Origin of the sequence: Ralstonia flatus (assembly GCF_958439105.1) — a bacterium.
Taxonomy (GTDB): domain Bacteria; phylum Pseudomonadota; class Gammaproteobacteria; order Burkholderiales; family Burkholderiaceae; genus Ralstonia; species Ralstonia flatus.
Genome location: NZ_CAUDLI010000002.1, coordinates 169,311 through 189,539 on the forward strand (window position 1 = coordinate 169,311; position 20,229 = coordinate 189,539).

Annotated in this window: 18 protein-coding genes; 11 read left to right on the plus strand and 7 right to left on the minus strand. The window is 66.3% G+C overall.

Going from position 1 to position 20,229, the window contains the following annotated elements; genetic code table 11:
* The first annotated feature begins 218 nt into the window (after positions 1-218).
* Positions 219-2,813, plus strand: coding sequence for a 2-oxoglutarate dehydrogenase E1 component (locus R2676_RS04465; protein ID WP_316856895.1), 2,595 nt, complete (start codon positions 219-221; stop codon positions 2,811-2,813).
* Between the two features lie 91 nt (positions 2,814-2,904).
* Here R2676_RS04465 and R2676_RS04470 read toward each other — a convergent pair whose 3' ends face one another.
* The 6 genes from R2676_RS04470 to R2676_RS04495 form a co-directional block, all read right to left on the minus strand.
* Positions 2,905-4,209 carry an MFS family transporter gene (locus R2676_RS04470; protein WP_206273930.1) on the minus strand — a complete coding sequence of 435 codons (1,305 nt, stop codon included), beginning with the start codon at positions 4,207-4,209 and terminating at the stop codon, positions 2,905-2,907.
* Between the two features lie 173 nt (positions 4,210-4,382).
* Entirely contained in the window at positions 4,383-4,685 is a 303-nt protein-coding gene (locus tag R2676_RS04475) for an addiction module antidote protein (RefSeq protein ID WP_037026632.1), read from the minus strand.
* A gap of 2 nt (positions 4,686-4,687) precedes the next feature.
* Positions 4,688-4,987, minus strand: coding sequence for a type II toxin-antitoxin system RelE/ParE family toxin (locus tag R2676_RS04480; RefSeq protein ID WP_206273931.1), 300 nt, complete (start codon positions 4,985-4,987; stop codon positions 4,688-4,690).
* 79 nt (positions 4,988-5,066) lie between these two features.
* On the minus strand, positions 5,067-6,281 hold the full coding sequence (locus R2676_RS04485; RefSeq protein ID WP_206273932.1) for an MFS transporter: 1,215 nt from the start codon (positions 6,279-6,281) through the stop codon (positions 5,067-5,069).
* Between the two features lie 100 nt (positions 6,282-6,381).
* Positions 6,382-7,218, minus strand: coding sequence for a GntR family transcriptional regulator (locus tag R2676_RS04490; RefSeq protein ID WP_206273933.1), 837 nt, complete (start codon positions 7,216-7,218; stop codon positions 6,382-6,384).
* 170 nt (positions 7,219-7,388) lie between these two features.
* Positions 7,389-7,877 (minus strand): winged helix-turn-helix transcriptional regulator, encoded by a 489-nt coding sequence (locus tag R2676_RS04495; protein ID WP_410482515.1) that lies wholly within the window; start codon positions 7,875-7,877, stop codon positions 7,389-7,391.
* A 188-nt stretch (positions 7,878-8,065) separates the two neighbouring features.
* Between R2676_RS04495 and R2676_RS04500 the strand changes: the two genes are divergently transcribed.
* The 4 genes from R2676_RS04500 (at position 8,066) to modA (ending at position 11,130) form a co-directional block, all read left to right on the plus strand.
* The gene (locus R2676_RS04500; RefSeq protein ID WP_206273935.1) at positions 8,066-8,644 is read left to right on the plus strand and encodes a GNAT family N-acetyltransferase; all 579 of its coding nucleotides are present in this window, start codon (positions 8,066-8,068) and stop codon (positions 8,642-8,644) included.
* A 241-nt stretch (positions 8,645-8,885) separates the two neighbouring features.
* Positions 8,886-9,320, plus strand: a complete 435-nt coding sequence (locus tag R2676_RS04505) for a VOC family protein (protein ID WP_027679550.1) — start codon at positions 8,886-8,888, stop codon at positions 9,318-9,320.
* A gap of 50 nt (positions 9,321-9,370) precedes the next feature.
* Positions 9,371-10,249, plus strand: a complete 879-nt coding sequence (locus R2676_RS04510) for a LysR family transcriptional regulator (RefSeq protein WP_206273936.1) — start codon at positions 9,371-9,373, stop codon at positions 10,247-10,249.
* A 107-nt stretch (positions 10,250-10,356) separates the two neighbouring features.
* A complete protein-coding gene (gene modA, locus R2676_RS04515) occupies positions 10,357-11,130 on the plus strand; it encodes a molybdate ABC transporter substrate-binding protein (protein WP_206273937.1) in 774 nt (257 codons plus the stop codon).
* 4 nt (positions 11,131-11,134) lie between these two features.
* Here modA and R2676_RS04520 read toward each other — a convergent pair whose 3' ends face one another.
* Positions 11,135-12,433 (minus strand): MFS transporter, encoded by a 1,299-nt coding sequence (locus R2676_RS04520; RefSeq protein ID WP_027679547.1) that lies wholly within the window; start codon positions 12,431-12,433, stop codon positions 11,135-11,137.
* A gap of 185 nt (positions 12,434-12,618) precedes the next feature.
* Here R2676_RS04520 and R2676_RS04525 point away from each other — a divergent pair, with 185 nt between their 5' ends.
* The 6 genes from R2676_RS04525 (at position 12,619) to R2676_RS04550 (ending at position 20,201) form a co-directional block, all read left to right on the plus strand.
* A complete protein-coding gene (locus R2676_RS04525; RefSeq protein WP_206273938.1) occupies positions 12,619-13,296 on the plus strand; it encodes a TetR/AcrR family transcriptional regulator in 678 nt (225 codons plus the stop codon).
* Positions 13,297-13,389: 93 nt separating this feature from the next.
* The gene (locus R2676_RS04530) at positions 13,390-14,352 is read left to right on the plus strand and encodes an AAA family ATPase (protein ID WP_206273939.1); all 963 of its coding nucleotides are present in this window, start codon (positions 13,390-13,392) and stop codon (positions 14,350-14,352) included.
* A gap of 12 nt (positions 14,353-14,364) precedes the next feature.
* Positions 14,365-15,441, plus strand: a complete 1,077-nt coding sequence (locus R2676_RS04535; RefSeq protein ID WP_206273940.1) for a DUF58 domain-containing protein — start codon at positions 14,365-14,367, stop codon at positions 15,439-15,441.
* Positions 15,438-17,474 carry a transglutaminase TgpA family protein gene (locus tag R2676_RS04540; protein WP_206273941.1) on the plus strand — a complete coding sequence of 679 codons (2,037 nt, stop codon included), beginning with the start codon at positions 15,438-15,440 and terminating at the stop codon, positions 17,472-17,474. The genes R2676_RS04535 and R2676_RS04540 overlap by 4 nt, the downstream gene beginning before the upstream one ends.
* Positions 17,475-17,858: 384 nt before the next feature.
* Positions 17,859-18,503: a carbonic anhydrase gene (locus R2676_RS04545; protein WP_206273942.1), complete on the plus strand. Its 645-nt coding sequence runs from the start codon at positions 17,859-17,861 to the stop codon at positions 18,501-18,503.
* A gap of 126 nt (positions 18,504-18,629) precedes the next feature.
* Positions 18,630-20,201, plus strand: coding sequence for a SulP family inorganic anion transporter (locus R2676_RS04550; protein WP_206274002.1), 1,572 nt, complete (start codon positions 18,630-18,632; stop codon positions 20,199-20,201).
* Positions 20,202-20,229: the final 28 nt, after the last annotated feature.

The window sequence follows — 20,229 nt, forward strand, 5'->3', positions numbered from 1 at the left end:
GTCAGCAGTCCAACGGAGGAGGCACGGGTCGTCGCCAGGCGGCTCGTTACAGAAGGAATCGACGTAGCGCTTTGCTTTGGCGTTTCGAACGGTCCCGCCATTTGCCGAACAGGTGTCTGCTGCGCAACCGCTGTGCTGGTTGGAGGATTGCGCGCGCGGGTGCGCCGGCGTGCCGATGGCGGGACCCACCCACGGTGTCTCTTATCTCCTGAACAACCATGTCCTCCCACGCTCCTCAAATGGCCGACCCGGGTTCGGCCGCAGGGTTTGACCTGTCCAACGCGCCGGGCGGCCCTGCCACGGCGCTCCCACTCACCCCTGTCACCCAGTTGATCGACGCCTATCGCGAGCACGGGCATCGGCGCGCGCGGCTGGACCCGCTCGCACGCGTGCCCCTGCCCGACGTGCCCGAGCTTCGCCTGCGGTTTCACGGCCTCGACCCGGCGCAGAAGCGCGATCCTGCCAGCGCGGTTCTGCCCACCGCGACGACGATGCAGGAACTCGAATGGCAGCTCAAGCGCGTGTACTGCGGCACCATCGGCCTCGATTGCGGCAGCGTGCGCAAGCGCCAACGCCGCGCATGGCTCTACGCGCGCATGGAGGCAGAGCTGCCGGCACCGCCGCTCGCACCTGACCAGAAGCGCTCGCTGCTGCGCCGGCTGGTGGCGGCAGAGATGTGGGAGCGTCTTGTTGGCGGCACGTTCGCGCATGCCAAGCGGTTCTCCCTGGAGGGCTGCGAGAGCCTGGTGCCGCTGCTCGATACGCTGGTGGAGGAGGGTGCCGGCCACGGCGTGCGGCAGGTGTTTGTCGGCATGCCGCATCGCGGGCGCCTGAATACACTTGTCAACGTGATGGGGTTTGGGGCGCGCGGCATGCTCGATCGGCTCGATCCGGATTCGGACATCGCATTCACCCAGCGGGATCTGCCGTATCACCTTGGTGGCGTTGCGCGCCGGATGGTGGGCGGCGACGAGGTGGCGCTGGTGCTGGCGCCGAACCCCTCGCATCTGCAGAGCGTGTACCCCGTGGTGTGTGGCATGGCGCGCGCGCATGTGGACGAGCACCCCGGCACACCGTGCCTGCCCGTGATGGTGCATGGCGATGCGGCGTTCGCGGGGCAAGGCGTTGTCATGGAGACACTGAACCTGACCCGCCGCAGCGGCTACACGGCAGGCGGTGTCGTGCACGTGATCGTCAACAACCAGATCGGCTTTACAACGCCCAACCTGATGGACGTGCGTGCGCACGACTACTGCACCGACGTGACGCGCATGGTTGACGCGCCGGTGCTGCACGTCAACGCTGACGACCCGGAAGCCGTCATGCGTGCCGCACGCATTGCCATTGCGTACCGCATGGAGCATGGCGCCGATATCGTCATCGATCTGATCGGCTATCGCCGCCTTGGACATTCGGAGCACGACACGCCCGCCGTGACACAGCCCGCGCTGCACGCGGCCATTGCCGCGCATCCGACCGTCACGGAGCTGTATCACGCGGCCAGCGCGGAACCCGCCCGGCTGGCCGATCTGCGTGACGCGGCCGTGCGCGATTTGCACGCGGGCCCCGGTGCCGCCTGGGGTGAGGCCGACGCTTCGCTGCCGCACGGTGCGGCGCGCCGCCAGTTGCAGCCGTTGTCATTGCAGCGCGTGCAGGCATTGACGCAGACGCTGACCACGCCCCCCAACGGCGTGCTGCTGCACGATGTCGTGCGCGGATTGTGCGAGCGCTGGCGCACGGCGGTATCGAGCGACACACATACGGTGGATTGGTGCCTCGCTGAAAACCTGGCCCATGCCACGCTCCTGGGAGACGGGCAGAGCATCCGGTTGTCCGGCATGGACGTCGGACGCGGCACGTTCATGCATCGGCACGCGGTGTGGCATTCCCAAGCAACGCTGTCCAACGAAGGCCGACGGTACGTTCCGTTGCAGCACGTGGCGCCGTGCCAGGGCACGTTCGACATCGTCAACTCGCCGTTGTCGGAAGAAGCAGCGTTGGGCTTCGAATACGGCTACAGCGTGCAGACCCGGTCGCGGCTGACGTTGTGGGAGGCCCAGTTCGGCGACTTCGTCAACGGTGCGCAGGTCTTCATCGACCAGTACATCGCTTCGGGCGAATACAAGTGGGGCTGCCAGTCTGCATTGGCGATGTTGCTGCCGCATGGCCACGAAGGTGTCGGGCCGGAGCATTCCAACGGATTCCTGGGGCGTTTCCTGCAGCTTTGCGCGGATGACAACATGCGCGTGGTCATGCCGTCGACGTCGGGCCAATGGTTCCACCTGCTGCGCGAGCAAGCCGCGCTGGCAACGCCCAAGCCGCTGATCGTCATGTCTCCGAAGACGCAGCTGCATGGCAACGGGCGTTCGCATTCGCGCGTGCAGGACCTGATCGACGGGTGCTTCATGCCGGTGCTGACGGATGCCTCGGTGGTCGACGGGCAAACCGTTACGCGGGTGGTGCTGTGCAGCGGCAAGTTCTTCTACGAACTGCAGGCGCAGCGCGAGCGGGAGGCTCGTACGGATGTGGCGCTTGTCCGCGTGGACCAGCTCTATCCGTTTCCGCAGGAGGCGCTCGCGGCTGCGTTGGCCGCATTCCCGAATCTGAAGGAAATCGTTTGGGCCCAGGAGGAGGATGCCAACCAGGGCGCATGGCGCTTCGTGCGCGAGGCGCTGGAGGCGTGTGTTCCGCAGGGGAGCCGACTGACCGGTGTGTGCCGCAGCGCGACACCATCGGGCGCGCATGCGTCGGTGCGCGCGCATCAGGCGGAGCAGCGTCGCCTGGTGGCTGCTGCGTTGGGCGCGTTGGGTTAGCCGGAAGCTGATGCGGGAGGCCCGACCGCGACCACCGTTTCAGACATCGGAGGTCGCGGTATGGGCGCGTGGTTGAAACGCCGGGCCGCGATTACGGCTCGTGGCGCAGATACCCTTCCTTGCTCGGATCGGGCATGAAGTACGTCACGATGAAGGACACCGCGCACAGCGCCGTCACGTACCAATAAAACGTCGATTCACTGCCGGCTTGCTTGAACCACAGCGCCACGTATTCCGCCGAGCCGCCGAACACCGCATTCGCAATTGCATACGACAGGCCCACGCCCATGGCGCGCACTTCGGGCGGGAACATCTCAGCCTTGATCAGGCCGCTGATCGACGTATAGAAACTGACGATGGCCAGCGCCAGCGTGATGAGGCCGAAGGCAGCAAGCGGCGTCGACACCGTGGCCAGCGCCTTCATGAGCGGCACTGTACCCAGCACCGACAGGGCGCCGAACAACAGCATTGAATTACGGCGGCCGATGCGGTCGGACAGCGCGCCAAATACGGGCTGCAGGATCATGTAGACGAACAGCGCGCCCGTCATCACGTTGGACGCAGTCTTGGTCTCCATGTGCGCCGTGTTGACGAGGTACTTCTGCATGTACGTCGTGAACGTGTAGAAGATCAGTGAGCCGCCGGCGGTAAAGCCGATCACGCGCAGGAACGCGCCCTTGTGCTGCCACGCGCCGCGGATCGTGCCGGCGTGCTCGACCTTGCGCGCGGAGGTCGTCTGCGTTTCGTGCAGCGACTTGCGCAGGTACAGGGCGATCAGCGCAGTGAGGGCGCCCACCACAAACGGAATGCGCCAGCCCCAGGCTTTCAGCTCAGCCGTCGTCAGCAGTTGCTGCAGGATGACGAGCACGAGGACGGCGCACAGTTGGCCGCCGATCAGCGTCACATACTGGAACGAGGCAAAGAAGCCGCGCCGGCCCTGCAGCGCCACCTCGCTCATGTAGGTTGCGCTGGTGCCGTATTCCCCGCCCACCGACAGGCCCTGGAACAGCCGCGCCACGAGCAGCAGGAACGGGGCCAGCGCACCGATCTGCGCATACGTCGGCAGCACCGCGATCAGCAGCGAGCCGCCGCACATCATCAGCACGGAGATCATCATCGCTGTGCGGCGGCCGTGCCTGTCGGCAATGCGGCCGAAGAGCCAGCCCCCGATGGGCCGCATCAGGAAGCCCGCCGCAAACACGCCCGCTGTGTTCAGCAGTTGCGTCGTGCGGTCACCGCTTGGGAAGAAGGCCGGTGCAAAGTACAGGGAGCTGAACGCGTAGACGTAAAAGTCGAACCATTCGACGAGGTTGCCCGACGACGCGCCGACGATGGCAAAGATGCGGCGACGTGTGTCGTGCGGGTCAACCGCATGCGGGGTGGCAGTGCTATCCATGAGGGCGTCTCGGTGTGGTTGTTCTGTGGGCAGCCTAAGCTGACCCTCAGAATTGTAGCGACATGTCGCAGGTTGTCGCGCCCCGGAGTTGCCCCGATGGGTGAGATGGTGTGTTGCGTCAGGCGTGCGGCAGGCGTGTAGAGGTCACGCAGAAACGGGTACGCTCCGGCCTTTTACACCGCGACCGCATGCAAGCGGATACCCAACGCCCGCATGACTTTGAGCACGGTGGCAAAGCTCGGATTGCCTTCTTCAGACAAGGCCTTGTACAGCCCTTCGCGCGTCATGCCGGTGTCACGGGCGAGTTGCGTCATGCCGCGCGCTCTGGCCACTACGCCCAACGCATGCGTGATGAATGCGGGGTCGTCGGCCGCTTCCTCCAGGCACGCGTCCAGATATGCGGCCATGTCGGCTTCGGTCTTGAGATGCTCTGCGGAATCCCACGGGCGAGTTTTGACGGGTTTGTCGGTAGGCATGGTCACTCCACGTCGAGATGGCGCGACAACTCAATCGCGCGTCGGATGTCGGCTTCCTGTGTCGACTTGTCACCGCCACATAACAGGATGATCAGCACTGCGCCACGCTGGGCGAAATACACCCGGTAGCCGGGGCCGTGATTGATGGGTAGCTCAGTGACACCCGCTCGGACAGGCTTCACATCACCCGGATGACCCAGCTGTAAGCGGTCGATGCGTACCTGGATACGGCGCTGCACAGTCTTGTCACGCAGCTTCGAAAACCAGGTGTCGAAAGCGTTGGTAGTGCGGATCGTCAGCATGCGGGGATGCTAAGGATCGCACTTCGATCTGTAAACTATAGTTCACAAATGGTCACAGCCGCAATGCCGAGCAGACTTGTTACCGCGCCCCCTGCCGCGCGTTGAACATCACGCGCAACCCGAGCGCCACCAGCGCCGCCGCCGTGCAAAACGCCATCAGGCCGGTCCAGCGGCCGTTCGTCCACGCCAGGCTTGCGCCATACGCGCCCAACGACATGCCGATAAACAGCGCCGTCATGAACACCGCGTTGATGCGGCTGCGCGCTTCCGGTGCCAGTGCATAAATGATCGTCTGGTGCGAAACCAGCGCGGCCTGCACGCCCACGTCAAAGACGAGCGTGCCGATCACGATGGCGATGAGCGATTGCGGAAACAGCGCCATCGCGGCAAACGTCACCGCCATGAGCAACGCGCCACCCGCTGCGATGTGGCCGGGCGCAACGCGGCCCGACAGTCGCCCGGCAATGCTCGCGCCCAGTGCGCCTGCGGCACCGGCAAAGCCGAGCAGCCCGGCTTGTCCCGTCGATAGCCCGAGCGTACCCGTCAGGTGCAAGGCCACGGTGGACCAGAAGCCCGAGAACGCGATGCCGATGAACGCCTGCGTGATGGCGGATGCGCGCAACCGCGGGTGCTGCGCGAACAGCGTGCCGAGCGAGCGCAGCAGCACAAGGTACGGCTGCCGCATGGTCGCGGGAGGTGCCACACCAAAGTGCGCGGCGCGCACGGCAATCGCCAGCCCGACGATCGCCACTGCCGATACGCCAAAGGCTGCGCGCCAGCCGAAGTGGTCCGCCACGATGCCGCTGAACACGCGCGAGCTGACGATGCCGATCAACAGCCCCGTCATCACCGTGCCGATGTTGCGATTGCGGTTGTGGTCGGTGCTGATGGCGGCGGCGCTGGGCACGAAGTCCTGCGCGATGGTGGCGGAGAGCCCCACCGCAAAGCCGGCCGCCGCCAGCAGTGGCAGATTCGGCGCGAGGCAGCTGGCGATGAGCGCCAACGTGAGCAGCACCGCCTTCCATAGGATGACGATGCGGCGGTCGTAGCGGTCGCCCAGCGGGCCGAAGAAAAAGATGCCGCTGGCGTAGCCCGCCGCCGTCAGCGTGGGCAGGACGCCCAATGCGTGCGGTGCGATGGCGAGGTCGCGGCCGATCAGGCCCAAGAGCGGGTGGTTCAGGTAGATGCACGCCACGCTGATGCCTGCACCGGCGGTCAGCAGGCGGATCAGCCCTTTGGTGTCAGGTGCGGCGGTGGCAGTGGCGGGCGTTTGGGACGCAGGCGAGGTCGACATGGGAACCTCATGGAGGAGATTGCTGCATCGCAGCGAAGCGGCGATGCTAACAACTTTCCTCTGCGCCTGCTGAGGGCCAATAACCTTGCTGTGGGTGGTGTCAGGCGCGCTGGCTGGCCGGGGATGCGGACGACGTGGGCGCCTCTTCCACGTCTTCGCTGTGACCGCCTTGTACGTCATGACCGGCGTTGTCGATCCACAGGCGGGCGCGGTCTTCGCCCACGCGCGACAGCTCCATGCGGTATTCGTAGCGGTCGGGCCGGTAGAGGCCCTGCAGCAGCTGCACGGGGCGCCCGCTCATCTCCCGCACGATGCGCTGGACGGACAGCAGCGGCGCGCCCACCGACACATCCAGATACTGCGCCGTCGCCACATCGGCCAACCGTGCAGACACCACCTGCGATGCACGATCGATCCGCACGCCCGAGCCCTCGATCAGCCGCAGCAGCGACTGGTTCGCCAGGCGGTCCAGCGTGAGCTTGCTCGTCACGTCCAGCGGCAGCCATGTGGTGATGAGTGCCATGGGTGTGTCTTCCAGGTGGCGCACACGCACAAGTTTCTTGATGGGCGTGCCGGGGGCGACTTCCAGGCATTTGGCTTCGTCGGGCGGGGCCAGTACATCTTCAAATTCGACGACGACGGCGGAAGTGCGCTCGCCCACGTCGATGATGTTCTGCAGCAGCGTCTGGGCGCCGCCGCCCATCGTCACCGGGTCATCGGGCTTGACGACAAACGTCCCCATGCCACGATGGCGGCGCACCAGACCTTCCTTGACGAGGTAGTCGAACACGCGCCGCATCGTGACCCGCGACGCGCCGAACTGGCGGGCCAGCTCGATCTCGCCCGGCATCGGGCCGTCGCTGAACCGGCCCTCAAGAATCTGTTGGCGCAGGACGACGTAGATCTGGTGGTAGAGCGGTACCACGGCATCAGGCATGGCAGTCGTGGTTCCGGGCGTGAGCAGCGTGGTCGAGGGCGAAGTCGGGAGGGGCGGCCATCAGGCAATGGCACATAGGCGCGGATGCGTCGGAAAGCCGGGTCGTACGCGGCCGTTTGCCCATTCATCCGCGACGATAGGGGGTTTTGCCGGACCTGTAAAGTTGTGTGTTACCCGTTGGCCGGCGGCGTATCCGCGGCCGTGGCGGCGGGCTTTTGCCCCTGGCCATAACGCGGATTGCGCTCGCGCATCGAGTTCTTGGGCGCAACCGGCTCGCCCAGCGCATTGACCAGCGCGACGTGGATCGGCGTGCCGCTTTCCCGGTCGCGCAACAACATGGGGCCCTCGCCATCGGGCGTGAGGTAGCGGTCGCCCCATTGCATGAGCGCGACGATGGCGGGCAGCAGGTCGACGCCCGCCCGTGTCAGCCGGTAGGCATCGCGCACGCGGTCGCCCGGCTCCTGGTACGGCACGCGCCGCAGGATGCCGTACGCCACCAGCGCCTTGAGCCGCGACGACAGGATCGCCGACGAGCACCCCGTGCGGCGCAAAAACTCATCAAACCGCGTCACGCCCGAAAACGCCTCCCGCAGCACGAGCAGCGTCCATTTCTCGCCGACGATCGAAACGGCCGCCGCAATCGAGCAGGGCTCTTCCATCGATGTCACGACCTCGGAGGCTGCTGGGACGGGGAAGGGTTCCGGAATTCTCATGGCAAAAGCATAGTCAATTCTGACTTTACTTGCAAAAGTCAGGGTTTCTGCTAATCTAGCTTCAAATTAGAAAGTCAGACGGCGATCCCGTACTGGCGGTCAATAACAACGATCCATCGCGTGAGGAGATCCCCATGCTTTACACCATCCACCGTTACCCCGCCGAATGGATCGACCGCTGGACCATGCACGACGGCTCCATCGCCACCGTGCGCCCGATTCTGCCGCAAGACGCCCCGCGTGAGGCCGCCCTGGTCGAGGGACTGTCGTCCGAGTCGCGCTATGCGCGCTTCCTCGTGGGCGGCGGCCGGCTGACCGACGAGATGCTCGCCGCCTATACCCAGATCGATTACGTGAACCACATGGCGCTGGTCGTGAGCGTTGCGCGCCCTGATGGCACCGGCGAAGACCTGATCGCCGACGGCCGCTTCGTCGTAGAAGACGGCGTGGCCGAGTTCGCCATCCTGGTGGCGGACGCGTGGCAGGGCAAGGGCGTCGGGCGACGCCTGTTTGCCACGCTGATCCGCGCAGCGCGGGTGTCCGGCGCGCGGGAAGTCTTCGGCGAGGTGTTGTCCATCAACCGCCGCATGATCAGCCTGGCGCGCGATGCGGGTTTCCGCGTGGCCAATGTGCCGGGCGACGCCACGGTCTGCACCGTGCGCCTGCCGCTCGCCCAGGCCGAAATGGCCGTGACGCCGTTCGCCTTCGCCTGATATTCGTCTTCGCGCGCCTGCACGCGATGCAGGTGGGCTTACCGTGTGTCTCTTTCGCCGCCGTTGGGCGGCTTCTTTTTTGCCTGATTCATCAAATCTAATGTTGCTCAGCGCAAAAAAACATCGCTTTTGTGCATCAGTGGATGCGCATAGACTCGTTCGCGTGGCCCGGTGCGTAAGCGGCCCCCCCGCTGCGTGCCGGTGCTGCCTGATTCCAACTCTTCGCGACCTGCGCCCCCACATGAGCAACGTCACGCCTGTGCTTGCCCCATTCCACCTCGCCTTTCCCGTGCACGACATTGCCGCGGCCCGCGCCTTTTACGGCGGCATCCTCGGCTGCCCGGAAGGCCGCAGCTCGCCGGACTGGGTGGATTTCAATTTCTACGGCCACCAGATCGTCGCCCATCTCGCGCCGGATGAAGTCGGCCACCGCAAGACCAGCGCCGTCGACGGCGACAACGTGCCCGTGCGCCACTTCGGCGTGGTGCTTTCCATGGCCGAGTGGGAAGCCGCCGCCGATAAGCTGCGCGCCGCCGGCATCGAGTTCATCATCGAGCCGCATATCCGCTTCAAGGGCGAAGTGGGCGAGCAGGCCACGATGTTCTTCCTCGATCCGTCGGGCAATGCGATGGAGATCAAGGCGTTTGCCAACATGGCATCGCTGTTTGCCAAGTGATGCGGCGCGGCGCGCGTATCCTTGCGCTTCTTCACTGATCCGCGTGCCCCATGCTTCGAGAACTCAAGACTTTCATTGCCGTCGCCCGGCATGGCACGTTTGCGGGTGCGGGCGAGCGCATCGGCCTCACGCAGTCGGCGGTGAGCGCGCAGATCCAGCGGCTGGAAGAATCGCTCGGCTTTCAACTCTTCGATCGCACGGGCCGCTCGGCCACGCTCAATGCCGCCGGGCGCGATACGTTGGCCTTGGCCGAACACATCGTCACGCTGTATGAGCGCCTGGGCGACCAGGCTGGCGGCAACGAGCAGCGCGGCCTCGTGCGCATCGGCGCGATTGCCTCAGTGCAGACGTCGTTCCTGGTGGATGCGCTGGTGCAGTTTCGCAGCGAATTCCCGCATTGCCGTGCGCGCATCGTGCCGGGTGTCTCGCTGGATCTGCTCGGCCTGGTGGATGCCGGCGAGATCGACCTCGCGGTGCTGATCCGCCCGCCGTTTGCGGTACCGGCCGATCTGGAATGGCGCACGCTGGTGGCCGAGCCCTTCGTGCTGCTGGTGCCTGCCGCCGTGCCCGGCGACGACTGGCGCGCGCTGCTCGCCCATCAACCGTTCATCCGCTATGACCGCCGCTCGTTCGGCGGCCGCCGCGTCGATCAGTTCCTGCGCGACCAGCGCATCACCCCGCACGACGTAATCGAACTCGACGAGCTGCAAGGCATGACGCAACTCGTGGCGCGCGGGCAGGGCGTGGCACTGGCCCCGCAGACCGCTGCGCAAGCCGCCTGGCCACCCGGCACGCGCGCCGTCAGCCTGGGCGACGCCACGTTCTACCGCGAGATCGGCCTGATCGAGCGCCCGCGCCATAGCCGCCAGCCCATTGCGGGGCGGCTTGCCGACTGCATTGACGAAGCCGCACGCGCCGAACGCACCTGAAGTCTCCATGGTGAGCGCGTGATATCCGGCATTCAGATCGCGCGTTGACCAAGCGTTATATCGGCTCGTATATTACGCCCGGTCATTCATCCACTTCCGGGTCTTTCATGCAACGTTTCTCGGTTCGTGCGCACGTGCGCGCCATTGGCCTGGTCGCTGCACTGTCGATGGGTTTTGCTGCGCCAGCACGGGCGGCGGACCTCGTTGTCTCTGCCGCCGCCAGCCTGACCAACGCCTTCAAGACGATCGCCCAGCAGTACGAAGCGCTGCATCCGGACACCAAGGTCGTGCTCAACTTCGGCGCGTCGGACGTGCTGATGCAGCAGATCGTGAAGGGCGCCCCGGCTGACGTGTTTGCCTCCGCCGACCAGGAAGCGATGAACAAGGCCGCAGCGGAGAAAGTCATCAAGACGGAGACGCGCCACGACTTTGTCGCCAACCAGTTGGTTCTGATCGTGCCGGCCGCGGCCACGGTGCCCGTGCACGCGCTGGCCGATCTGACGAGGCCCGAGGTGAAGCGCGTGGCAATCGGCAATCCGGCGTCGGTGCCGGTGGGCCGCTATGCCAAGCGTGCGCTGGAAGCGGCCAAGCTGTGGGAGCCGGTGGAGGCCAAGGCGGTGCTGGCGCAGAACGTGCGCCAGGCGCTGGATTATGTGTCGCGCGGCGAGGTCGAGGCCGGCCTGGTGTTCTCCACCGATGCCGCCATCGCCGCCGACAAGGTGAAGGTGGCGAGCCCCGTGCCGCTGAATGTGCCGCTCACCTACCCGATCGCTGTGACATCCGGCACGAAGCAGCCACAGCAGGCGGCCGACTTTGTGGCCTACGTGCTGTCGCCGGCGGGCCAGGCGGTGCTGGGTCAATACGGTTTCTTGAAGCCGTAATCACTCACGCCGTGGCGGGTTGGCCTGCGCGCTCGGCGTCTTTCTTGGGCGTGCGGTGAATGCGCAGCACCAGGAAGGCGCCCGCCACGCACAGCCCACCAGAGATCATCGAGGCAAGCGTGTAGTTGCCCAGCGAGGCGCGCATCATGCCTGCACCCAGCGTGGCGAATGCCGCGCCCAATTGGTGCCCCGCGACGATCCATCCAAACACGATGGGCGCGGCGGCCTTGCCGAACACGTCGTTGGTCAGGCGCACGGTGGGCGGCACGGTGGCAATCCAATCCAGGCCGTAGAAGACGGCGAACACCGGCAGGCCGAAGAACTCAAAGCCGAACGCATACGGCAGGTAGATGAGCGACAGCCCGCGCAGGCCGTAGTACCAGAACAGCAGCACACGGCTGTTGTAGCGGTCGGACAACCAGCCCGACAGCGTGGTGCCGACCAGATCGAAGATCCCCATCGCAGCGAGCAGGCTTGCGCCCTTCACTTCGGAGAACCCGTGGTCTGCGCACATGGCGATGAAGTGCGTGCCGATGTAGCCGTTGGTGCTCGCGCCGCAGATGAAGAAGCTCGCAAACAGCAGCCAGAAATCGCGCTTGCGGGCCGCCTGCACAAGCGTCTGCATGGCTAGCGTGATCGGGTTGGCGCGCGGGCCGTGATCGGCTTCCGGCGCATCGGCGGGTTCGCCATACGTGCGCAGGCCTACGCTCTTGGGCGATTCCGGCAGCAGCAGCCATACGACCGGCAACAGCAGCGCGAGTACGCTGGCCACGATCAGCACCACCGGGCGCCAGCCGTAATGCTCGACCACCGCCGCCATCATCGGCAGGAACACGAGTTGCCCCGTGGCCGAGCTGGCCGTCAGGATGCCCATGGCCAGGCCGCGATGCGAAGTGAACCAGCGGTTGACCACCGTGGCGCCCAGCGTGATGGCCGCCACGCCCGTGCCGCCGCCCACCATCACGCCCCACAGCAGCACCATCTGCCAGGGCTCATGCATCATCGCCGAGAGTGCCGTGCCCGCCACCAGCACCGCCAGCGCACCGAGCACCGTCGGGCGGATGCCGAAATACTGCATCGATGCCGCCGCGAACGGCCCGGTCAGCCCGTACAGCGCAATACCGATCGAGATGGCCAGCGAGATCGTGCTGCGGCTCCAGCCGAATTCGTGCTCGAGCGGCAGCATCATCACGCTGGGCGTGGCGCGCGTGCCGGCGGCGCACAGCAGGATCAGGAACACCACTGCGAGCGCAAGCCAGCTGTAGTGGAAACGTGGGGCGATGAGGCGGGCAAGTCGCTGCATGAGGTGTCCGATTCGTTCGATTCGTTCGATTCGATTCTTGTGGGGGCAACAATATCGCATTCGTTACCGGTCGGTAACAACGTGGTTGCGATAGTAGGTACCGCTCGGTAACATGTCAAGCAGCATTCGAATGACACCGGCGTGGCTGGGGGTTTGCCTCCCGCCGCGCCTGCAGGAGTATCACCATGGCCACCGCTGCCCGTCGCGGACCCCGCGCACTTTCCACCGTTTCCACCGCCGACACCGTTGATCAACCCAAGCCGACGCCGCGCCGCATCAGCGGTGAGGACGCGCACGCCAGCCTGCTCGAGGCGGCGCGTCAACTGTTTTACTACGAAGGCGTGCGGGCTGTTGGCGTAGAAGCCGTGGTGGAGAAGGCCGGCGTCAACAAGATGAGCCTCTACCGGCAGTTCAAGTCGAAGGACGATCTCGTCATCGCGTACCTCGAGCGCAGCGAAGAGAGCTTCTGGGGTTACTTCAACGCCAGCGTGGCCAAGCATCCCGACGATGCGCGCGCGCAATTGCTGCAGTTCTTCATCGACGTATCCGAACGCGCCTCACGCCCCGGCTACCGGGGCTGCCCGTTCGTGAATGTGGCGGCGGAGTTTCCGGACATGACGCATCCGGCGCGGCAGTTTGTTCAGCGCAACAAGGCGCTGCTGCTCGCCCGCCTGCGGGACCGCGCCCAGGCCGCCGGCGCGACCGACCCCGATGCGCTGGCCGACGACCTCGCTTTCCTGATCGAAGGCGGCTATACCGCCAGCCAGACCTTCGGCGCCGATGCACCGCGCCTGATCAAGAGCCTGCCGCGCACGGCACGCGTGTTGCTCGATGCGGCTATCCCCGCGCGCAAACCGGACTGATGTTGTAGCGCGCTCACGCAGACAAGACATGGGCGCGCGGGTGTCGTGCGATGCCGCTACACTCGCTGGCATTGTTGCCTCGGCTGCACCCCGATGACGCCCAACCAAGTCCCGCTTTCTCCCGTTCGTACGGCGCCCTCCACGCCGCTGACCTTGCCCGCCGCTTTGTCGCAGGCGCAGCGCGCGCTCGATCGCATCGTGCTGGGCAAGCCGCTGCAGATCCGTTTGGCGCTGGCGTGTCTGCTGGCACGCGGGCATCTGCTGCTGGAAGACCTGCCGGGCGTGGGCAAGACGACGCTCGCGCATGCGCTGGCCCGCACGCTCGGCCTGCAATATCAGCGCGTGCAGTTCACGAGCGACTTGCTGCCGACTGACCTGATCGGCGTGTCGATCTACGTGAAAGAAAAGGGCGCTTTCGAATTCCACCCGGGGCCGCTGTTCGCGCAGGTGGTGTTGGCGGACGAGATCAACCGCGCGACGCCCAAGGCGCAAAGCGCGCTGCTCGAAGCGATGGCCGAAGGGCAGGTCACGCATGACGGGGCGACGTATCCGCTGCCCGAGCCGTTCTTCGTAATCGCCACGCAGAACCCGCTCAACCAGATCGGCACGCATCCGCTGCCGGAGTCGCAGCTGGACCGCTTCACGATGCGGCTGTCGCTGGGCTATCCCGATCAAAGCTCGGAGCGTGCGCTGTACCTGGGCGGCGGTGCGCCGCAGGACATCGAAGCCGTGCTGACGGCTGCGCAAGTCGTGGCGCTGCAGACGGCCGCCGATGCCGTCCACGTGGCGCCGGCGCTGGTCGACTACGTGCTCGCGCTCGTGAACGCCACGCGCACCGATGCGCAGGTGCAGATGGGCCTGTCGCCGCGTGCGGGGCTGGCATTGCTGGCCGCGGCGCGCGCGTGGGCGCTCATTGATGGCCGCGACGCCGTGTTGCCCGAAGATGTGCAAGCCGTCTTCAAGGCCGTGGCGGCGCATCGCCTGCTCCCAACGGGCGGCACGCTGTCGGCGACCGCGCTGGCGCAGCGGCTGCTCGATACGGTCGCCATTCCCTAAGTAGGCTGCGCCATGGCGCGATTGCGTTCTCTGCTGCTCGCGCCGTTGCGTCTGCTCGGTACGGGCCTGGCGATGCTGCCCGGCATCAGCTTTGTGCGGGCGCGCGTGCAACGCTTTCTGCAGCGGCCGCGCACGCCACGCGAAGGCCGCATCCGCCTGGACCGCAATCACGTCTACATCCTCCCCACCGCGGCCGGCGGCGGCTTTGCGCTGTTGCTGGTCGTGATGCTGCTCACGTCGCTCAACTACAACGTGAGCCTGGGCTTTCTGCTGACCTTCGTGCTGGCCGGCGTGGCGGCGTCCGCCATGTGGCAGACGCATCGCAACCTCGTCGATCTGGAAGTGCGCGGCGCGGCGGGCGAAGCCGTGTTTGCCGGGCATGCATTGAATGTGGGTGTGGCGTTGGCCAACGTCACCCCGTGGGCGCGCGTGGGGGTGGATGTGAGCGCCGCGCAAGCCGCTGCCGTGGAAACCTCGCTCGACGCGCAGGACGCCATCGTGGCCGCGCTGTCTTTCGCCGATCAGCCGCGCGGCTGGTTCAAGCTGCCGCGCCTGACGGTGTCGACGCGTTTTCCGCTCGGCCTGTTTCGCGCGTGGAGCTATGCGGATGCGCCGCTGACCGTGCTCGTCTATCCCGCGCCGGAACCGTCAGCACCGCCGCTGCCCGCGAGCTTTGCGCCCGACCCTGGCGACGAAGACGACACGCGCGCCGCGCGCACCCATGTCGAAGAAGCTGCAGACCAGTTGCGCACCTATCGCCCCGGCGACGCACTGCGCAGCATTGCGTGGAAACACAGCGCACGGCTGGACACCTGGATGAGCCGCACCGGCCAGCAAGTGCGTCACGCGCAATGCGTGCTCGCCTGGGAGGCGCTGCCGCCGTCGATGAACGTGGAACAACGCCTGTCGCGGCTGTGTGCCTGGGTGCTGGCCGCCGAGCACGCGCCCGCCGGCGATGAGCCCGAATACACGCTGAGCCTGCCAGGCGTTGTCATGGGCCCGGCGCGGGGTGCTGCGCATCGGGATGCGTGTCTGCGTGCATTGGCGTTGTGGGGCAAGCCTGCGATGCCGGAAGGCGAAGCCGCATGACGACCACTGCCACCATCGGCACCGAAGCAGCCGCCTTCGGCTCCGCCCGCGCGCTGACTCATCGCGAACACGGCTGGCTGATTGCGCAGCTTGCCGTCGTGCTCGCGCCGCTGCTGCGTGCGCTGCCGCTTGTCACGTGTGCCGTGTTCGGCGTGCTGCTGCTCTGGCGCGCGCTGTTGTGGGTGCGGCGTGCGCCGTTGCCCGGCAAGTGGGTGTTGGGGCTGACGGGCGTGGCCACGCTTGTCGTGACGCTGGCGCTCGCCATGCGTACCGGCGGGAACATCGGGCGGGACTTGTCGGTGGCGCTGCTGGGCGCGTTTCTCGTGCTCAAGCTGATGGAATCGCACACGGTGCGCAACGGTGTGTTGGTTACGCAGCTGTGCTGTTTCCTGCTGCTCTCGCAAGTGCTGTTCGACCAGCCGCCGTGGCTGGCCGCGACCATGCTGGGGACCGTGGCGCTGCTGTTGCGCAACTGGCTGTTGCTGCTGCATCCGCAGGCGCGTGCGCGGGTCTCGCCGGCGCGCGTGCTGGCACGCCTGGTGCTCATGGGTTTGCCGTGCGCGGCGGTGCTGTTCCTGTTGTTTCCGCGGCTCGATCATCCGCTATGGCGCCTGCCGCAAACGGCCGACACCGCCGTCAGCGGCCTGTCCGACCGCATGGCGCCCGGCTCCGTCGGCCAGTTGATCCTCTCGGACGATCTGGCCTTCCGCGTTGATTTTGTCGGTGCGCCGCCACCGGTCGACACGCTCTACTGGCGCGGCATGGTGCTGTGGCGTTTCGATGGCCAGACGTGGACGGCTGCGTCGATGCGGCAGCGTCCCGCGCCGGAAAGCGTACCCAATTCTGCGGACGCAATCCGCGGTGCGCCGGGCGTGTTCGACTACAACATCACGCTCGAACCGACGCGCCAGCGCTGGCTGTTTGCGCTCGATCGCGGCCAGTCGATCGAGGCACGCGACGGCACCGGCCGCAGCGTCGACGGCGAGTTCATCAGCACGCAACCGCTCGACCAGCGCGTGCGCTATCACGCGCGCTCGCGGCTGCCCGGGCGCAATCGCGCGGAAGACGCGGCCGCGCTTGACCCGCTGACGCAGCAGATGGCGCTGGCATTGCCGGCGGGCAACCCTCAGGCGCGCGCACTGGCGGCGCAATGGGCAGAGCTGCCGCCGGCCGAGCGCGTATCGGCCGCGCTCAAGCTGTTCGGTCGCGCTCCGTTTGCCTACACGCTTGAACCCGAGCCGCTGCGGGATCAGCAGATCGACGATTTCCTCTTCCGCACGCACCGCGGCTTCTGCGAGCACTACGCGGGCAGCTTCGTCTTCTTGATGCGCGCGGCGGGCGTGCCGGCGCGTGTGGTGGTGGGCTATCTCGGCGGCGAGGTGAATGCCGTCAGCGGCGACATCATCGTGCGCCAGTCCGATGCGCATGCCTGGGCCGAGGTGTGGCTCGACGGGCGCGGCTGGGTGCGTGTAGACCCGACTGCAGCCGTCGCGCCGCAACGCGTTGAACGCGGCCTGGCCGCCGCGGTGCCTGCCAGTGAATTCCGTTCGCGCCGTGCCGAAGAACCCAGCTGGCTGCGCAGCGTGCGCTGGGGGCTGGATGGCCTTGTCAGCGGCTGGAACAGCTGGGTGCTCGGCTACGACCGCAACCGCCAGGCACGCCTGTTCGCCTGGCTGGGGCTGGACGCAGCGGACCCCCGCGCGGTGCTGTGGGGCGTGTCAGGCCTCTTCCTGCTCGCTGCGCTGCCGCTTCTGTGGCAGCAGCGCAAGCCCAAGCCGGACCCCGTGCAGGCCCAGTGGCAGCGCCTGTGTGATCGGCTGGCGCGGCATGGCTGCACGCGTGGGCCGGCGGAGGGCCCGATGGCCTACGCCGAGCGCGCTGCCGCGCAGTTTCCGCAAGCGGCGCAGGCATTGCGCAATGCCGCCGCCGGCTACGTCGCCCTGCGTTACGGCCGCGACGACGGCGACGCACAGGCGCGTGCCCGCCGCTTCACGCAATGGCGCGAAGCCGTTGCGCAAGTTCGCCTGAGCTGAACGCCCAAGCTGTTAATCGGCTTAAAGAACGTGCCCCAAAAGCGGGCGCCTCGGCGGTTTATCGAGCGTGCGGTCATTCACCTGTGATGGAATATTTTCCGGTCCCTAGTTTAAATATTTCGGATAGATAACTCGGCCCGTGCAATAACTGCACGCACTTTCCCGATTGAAGATAATCGGTGCGCCACAATTATGCAGGGCATGCGCATTATCGGTGCATATTCGATCCGGTTTAACGTGGATGCCCGCACTGGCACTGCGGGAACCTTTCTCATACGATGGTTTTCGTAACGTTTCCGCTGCACTGCAACGTTGCCGAAAACGCCAACCCCGACTGGGTTTCCGGCTTGCAGCGGCTTCGCAGATTCCGCAGGAGCCATACCAATGCATCGACCGAAACGCATGCTTGTCGAGAATGTCGCGTGGGCGCATGAAACCGCTGCGCGCGACCCTGAATTCTTTTCGCGTTTGGCCCAAGGCCAGCAACCGCAAGTGTTATGGATCGGCTGCGCAGATAGCCGCGTGCCCGCTGAAACCATTACCTATTCCAATCCGGGCGATTTATTCGTTCATCGCAATATCGCCAATCTCGTTTGCCCGGCGGACGACAACACGATGAGCGTGCTGGAATATGCGGTGCGGGTGCTGAAGGTCGCGCACGTGATCGTATGCGGGCATGACGGCTGCGGCGGCGTCCGTGCATCGCTGCTGCCGCCGCCCGACGGACTGCCGCACGTGGCGCGCCGCATTGCGCCGCTGTGTGCGCTGGCGGGTCACCACCGTGCAGAACTCGATGCCGTTCCCGATCTGGACGCGCGCGTCAATCGCTTGGCCGAACTCAACGTGCTCGAACAGGTGCGCTGTCTGCGCGAGAGCCCCATCGTGCGCGAGGCCGAGCGACCGCCGCGCGTGCACGGCTGGATCTTCGGTCTGGCCGACGGGCATATCCGCGTACTGGCTTCGGGCGACCCCGATGCGGAACATGCCCCCCGCGGCGACATCCTGATGCCCGCCGAGGCCATCGCTTAACCCAATCGGCGGTAGCCCTTCCGGCCGCCGCCGTTTCCCGACGTTTTCTCTCCTCACGCATGCCGGCGGTGCCCCCGCCCGCAGGCAGGCGTTCGCGCGTGCGCAGTGCATACATCTCCAATGACCATGCAGACACCAACTTCACCGGCTTTCTTCCCGCGCGACATGCTCGCCGGGCTCATCGTGTTCTTTGTCGCCCTGCCGCTGTGCCTGGGCATTGCCAATGCGTCGGGCGTCGACCCGCTCGCGGGGCTGCTTTCCGGCATGATCGGCGGCCTGGTGGTGGCGTTGTTCAGCGGCTCGCAGCTGAGCGTGAGCGGCCCGGCTGCTGGCCTCGTCGTGATCGTCGTGGATGGCATTGCCAAGCTGGGCGGCTTTTCGGCGTTTCTGGTGGCCGTGGCGCTGGCGGGCGCGCTGCAGTTTGTGTTCGGCATGCTGCGCGCCGGGCGCTTTGCGGCGTATGTGCCGTCGTCGGTCATCAAGGGCATGCTGGCGGCGATCGGGCTGCTGCTGATCATCAAGCAGGTGCCGCTCGCGCTTGGGCTGGCAGGGGCCGACGGCGCGGTCAGCGCGGCCGGTGCGGGCATGGTCGCCACGCCGGTGGGGCCGATGTCCGTGGCCGCACTCTTGGTGACGCTGTTGTCGGCAGCCGTGCTCATCGGTTGGGACACTCCGATGCTGCGGCGTTTCACAGTGGTCCGCGCACTGCCTTCGCCGCTCGTCGTGGTGGCACTAGGCATTGGCGTGACATTGCTCCTGGAAGGCGTGGCGCCGGGCATCGCAGTGCCGGCCGAACATCGTGTCGATCTGCCGTCGCTCGCGTCGTTCGGGGCGTTTCTCGATGCGCTGGAGTCGCCCACGCTCGGGGCGCTGGGTAATCCGGATGTCTGGCGCGTGGCCGTGGCGCTGGCCATCGTGGCCAGTCTGGAGACGCTGCTGTGCCTGGAAGCCGTTGAGCAGATCGACCCGAAGAAGCGGGCCGCGTCGCCGGACCGCGAGCTGAAGGCGCAAGGCGTGGGCAACCTGGTGGCCGGCCTGCTGGGCGGGCTCCCTATCACGTCCGTCATCGTGCGCAGTTCCGCCAACGTGCACGCCGGCGCGCAGAGCCGCTGGTCGGCCGTCGTGCATGGCGCGCTGCTGCTGGCGAGCGTGTTTGCGCTGACCGCCATCGTCAACCTGATTCCGCTGGCGTGCCTGGCCACCATCCTCATCTTCACCGGCTACAAGCTGGCCAAGCCGTCGCTCTTCGTGGCGGTGGCGCGGCAGGGCTGGGACCGCTTTGGGCCGTTCATTGCCACCATCGTCGGCGTGCTGCTGACGGACTTGCTGATCGGCATCGTGATCGGCATTGCGCTGAGCATCGCGCTGGCGATTCGCGCCAACCTGCGCCGCACGATTGTCATGGCGCGCCATCACGACCACTTCCTGCTGACATTCCGCAAGGATGTGTCGTTCATGGGTAAGGTGCCGCTCAAGCGCTATCTGGCCCAGGTGCCCGATCACGCCACGCTCATCGTCGACGCCGCCCGCGCGGATTACATCGACCCTGACGTGCGCGAGATGGTCGAGCACTTCATCGAGGCAGCGCCCGCACGCGGCATCGTCATCGAACGCCATCACTTTGATGCGACCGTGCCGCAGCGCACCCAGGGGCTTTCAATGCCGCGCTTGCCATTTTTGCGAACGGCTGCCCGATAACGTAAGGCTGGGATTTAACTCATTTTGG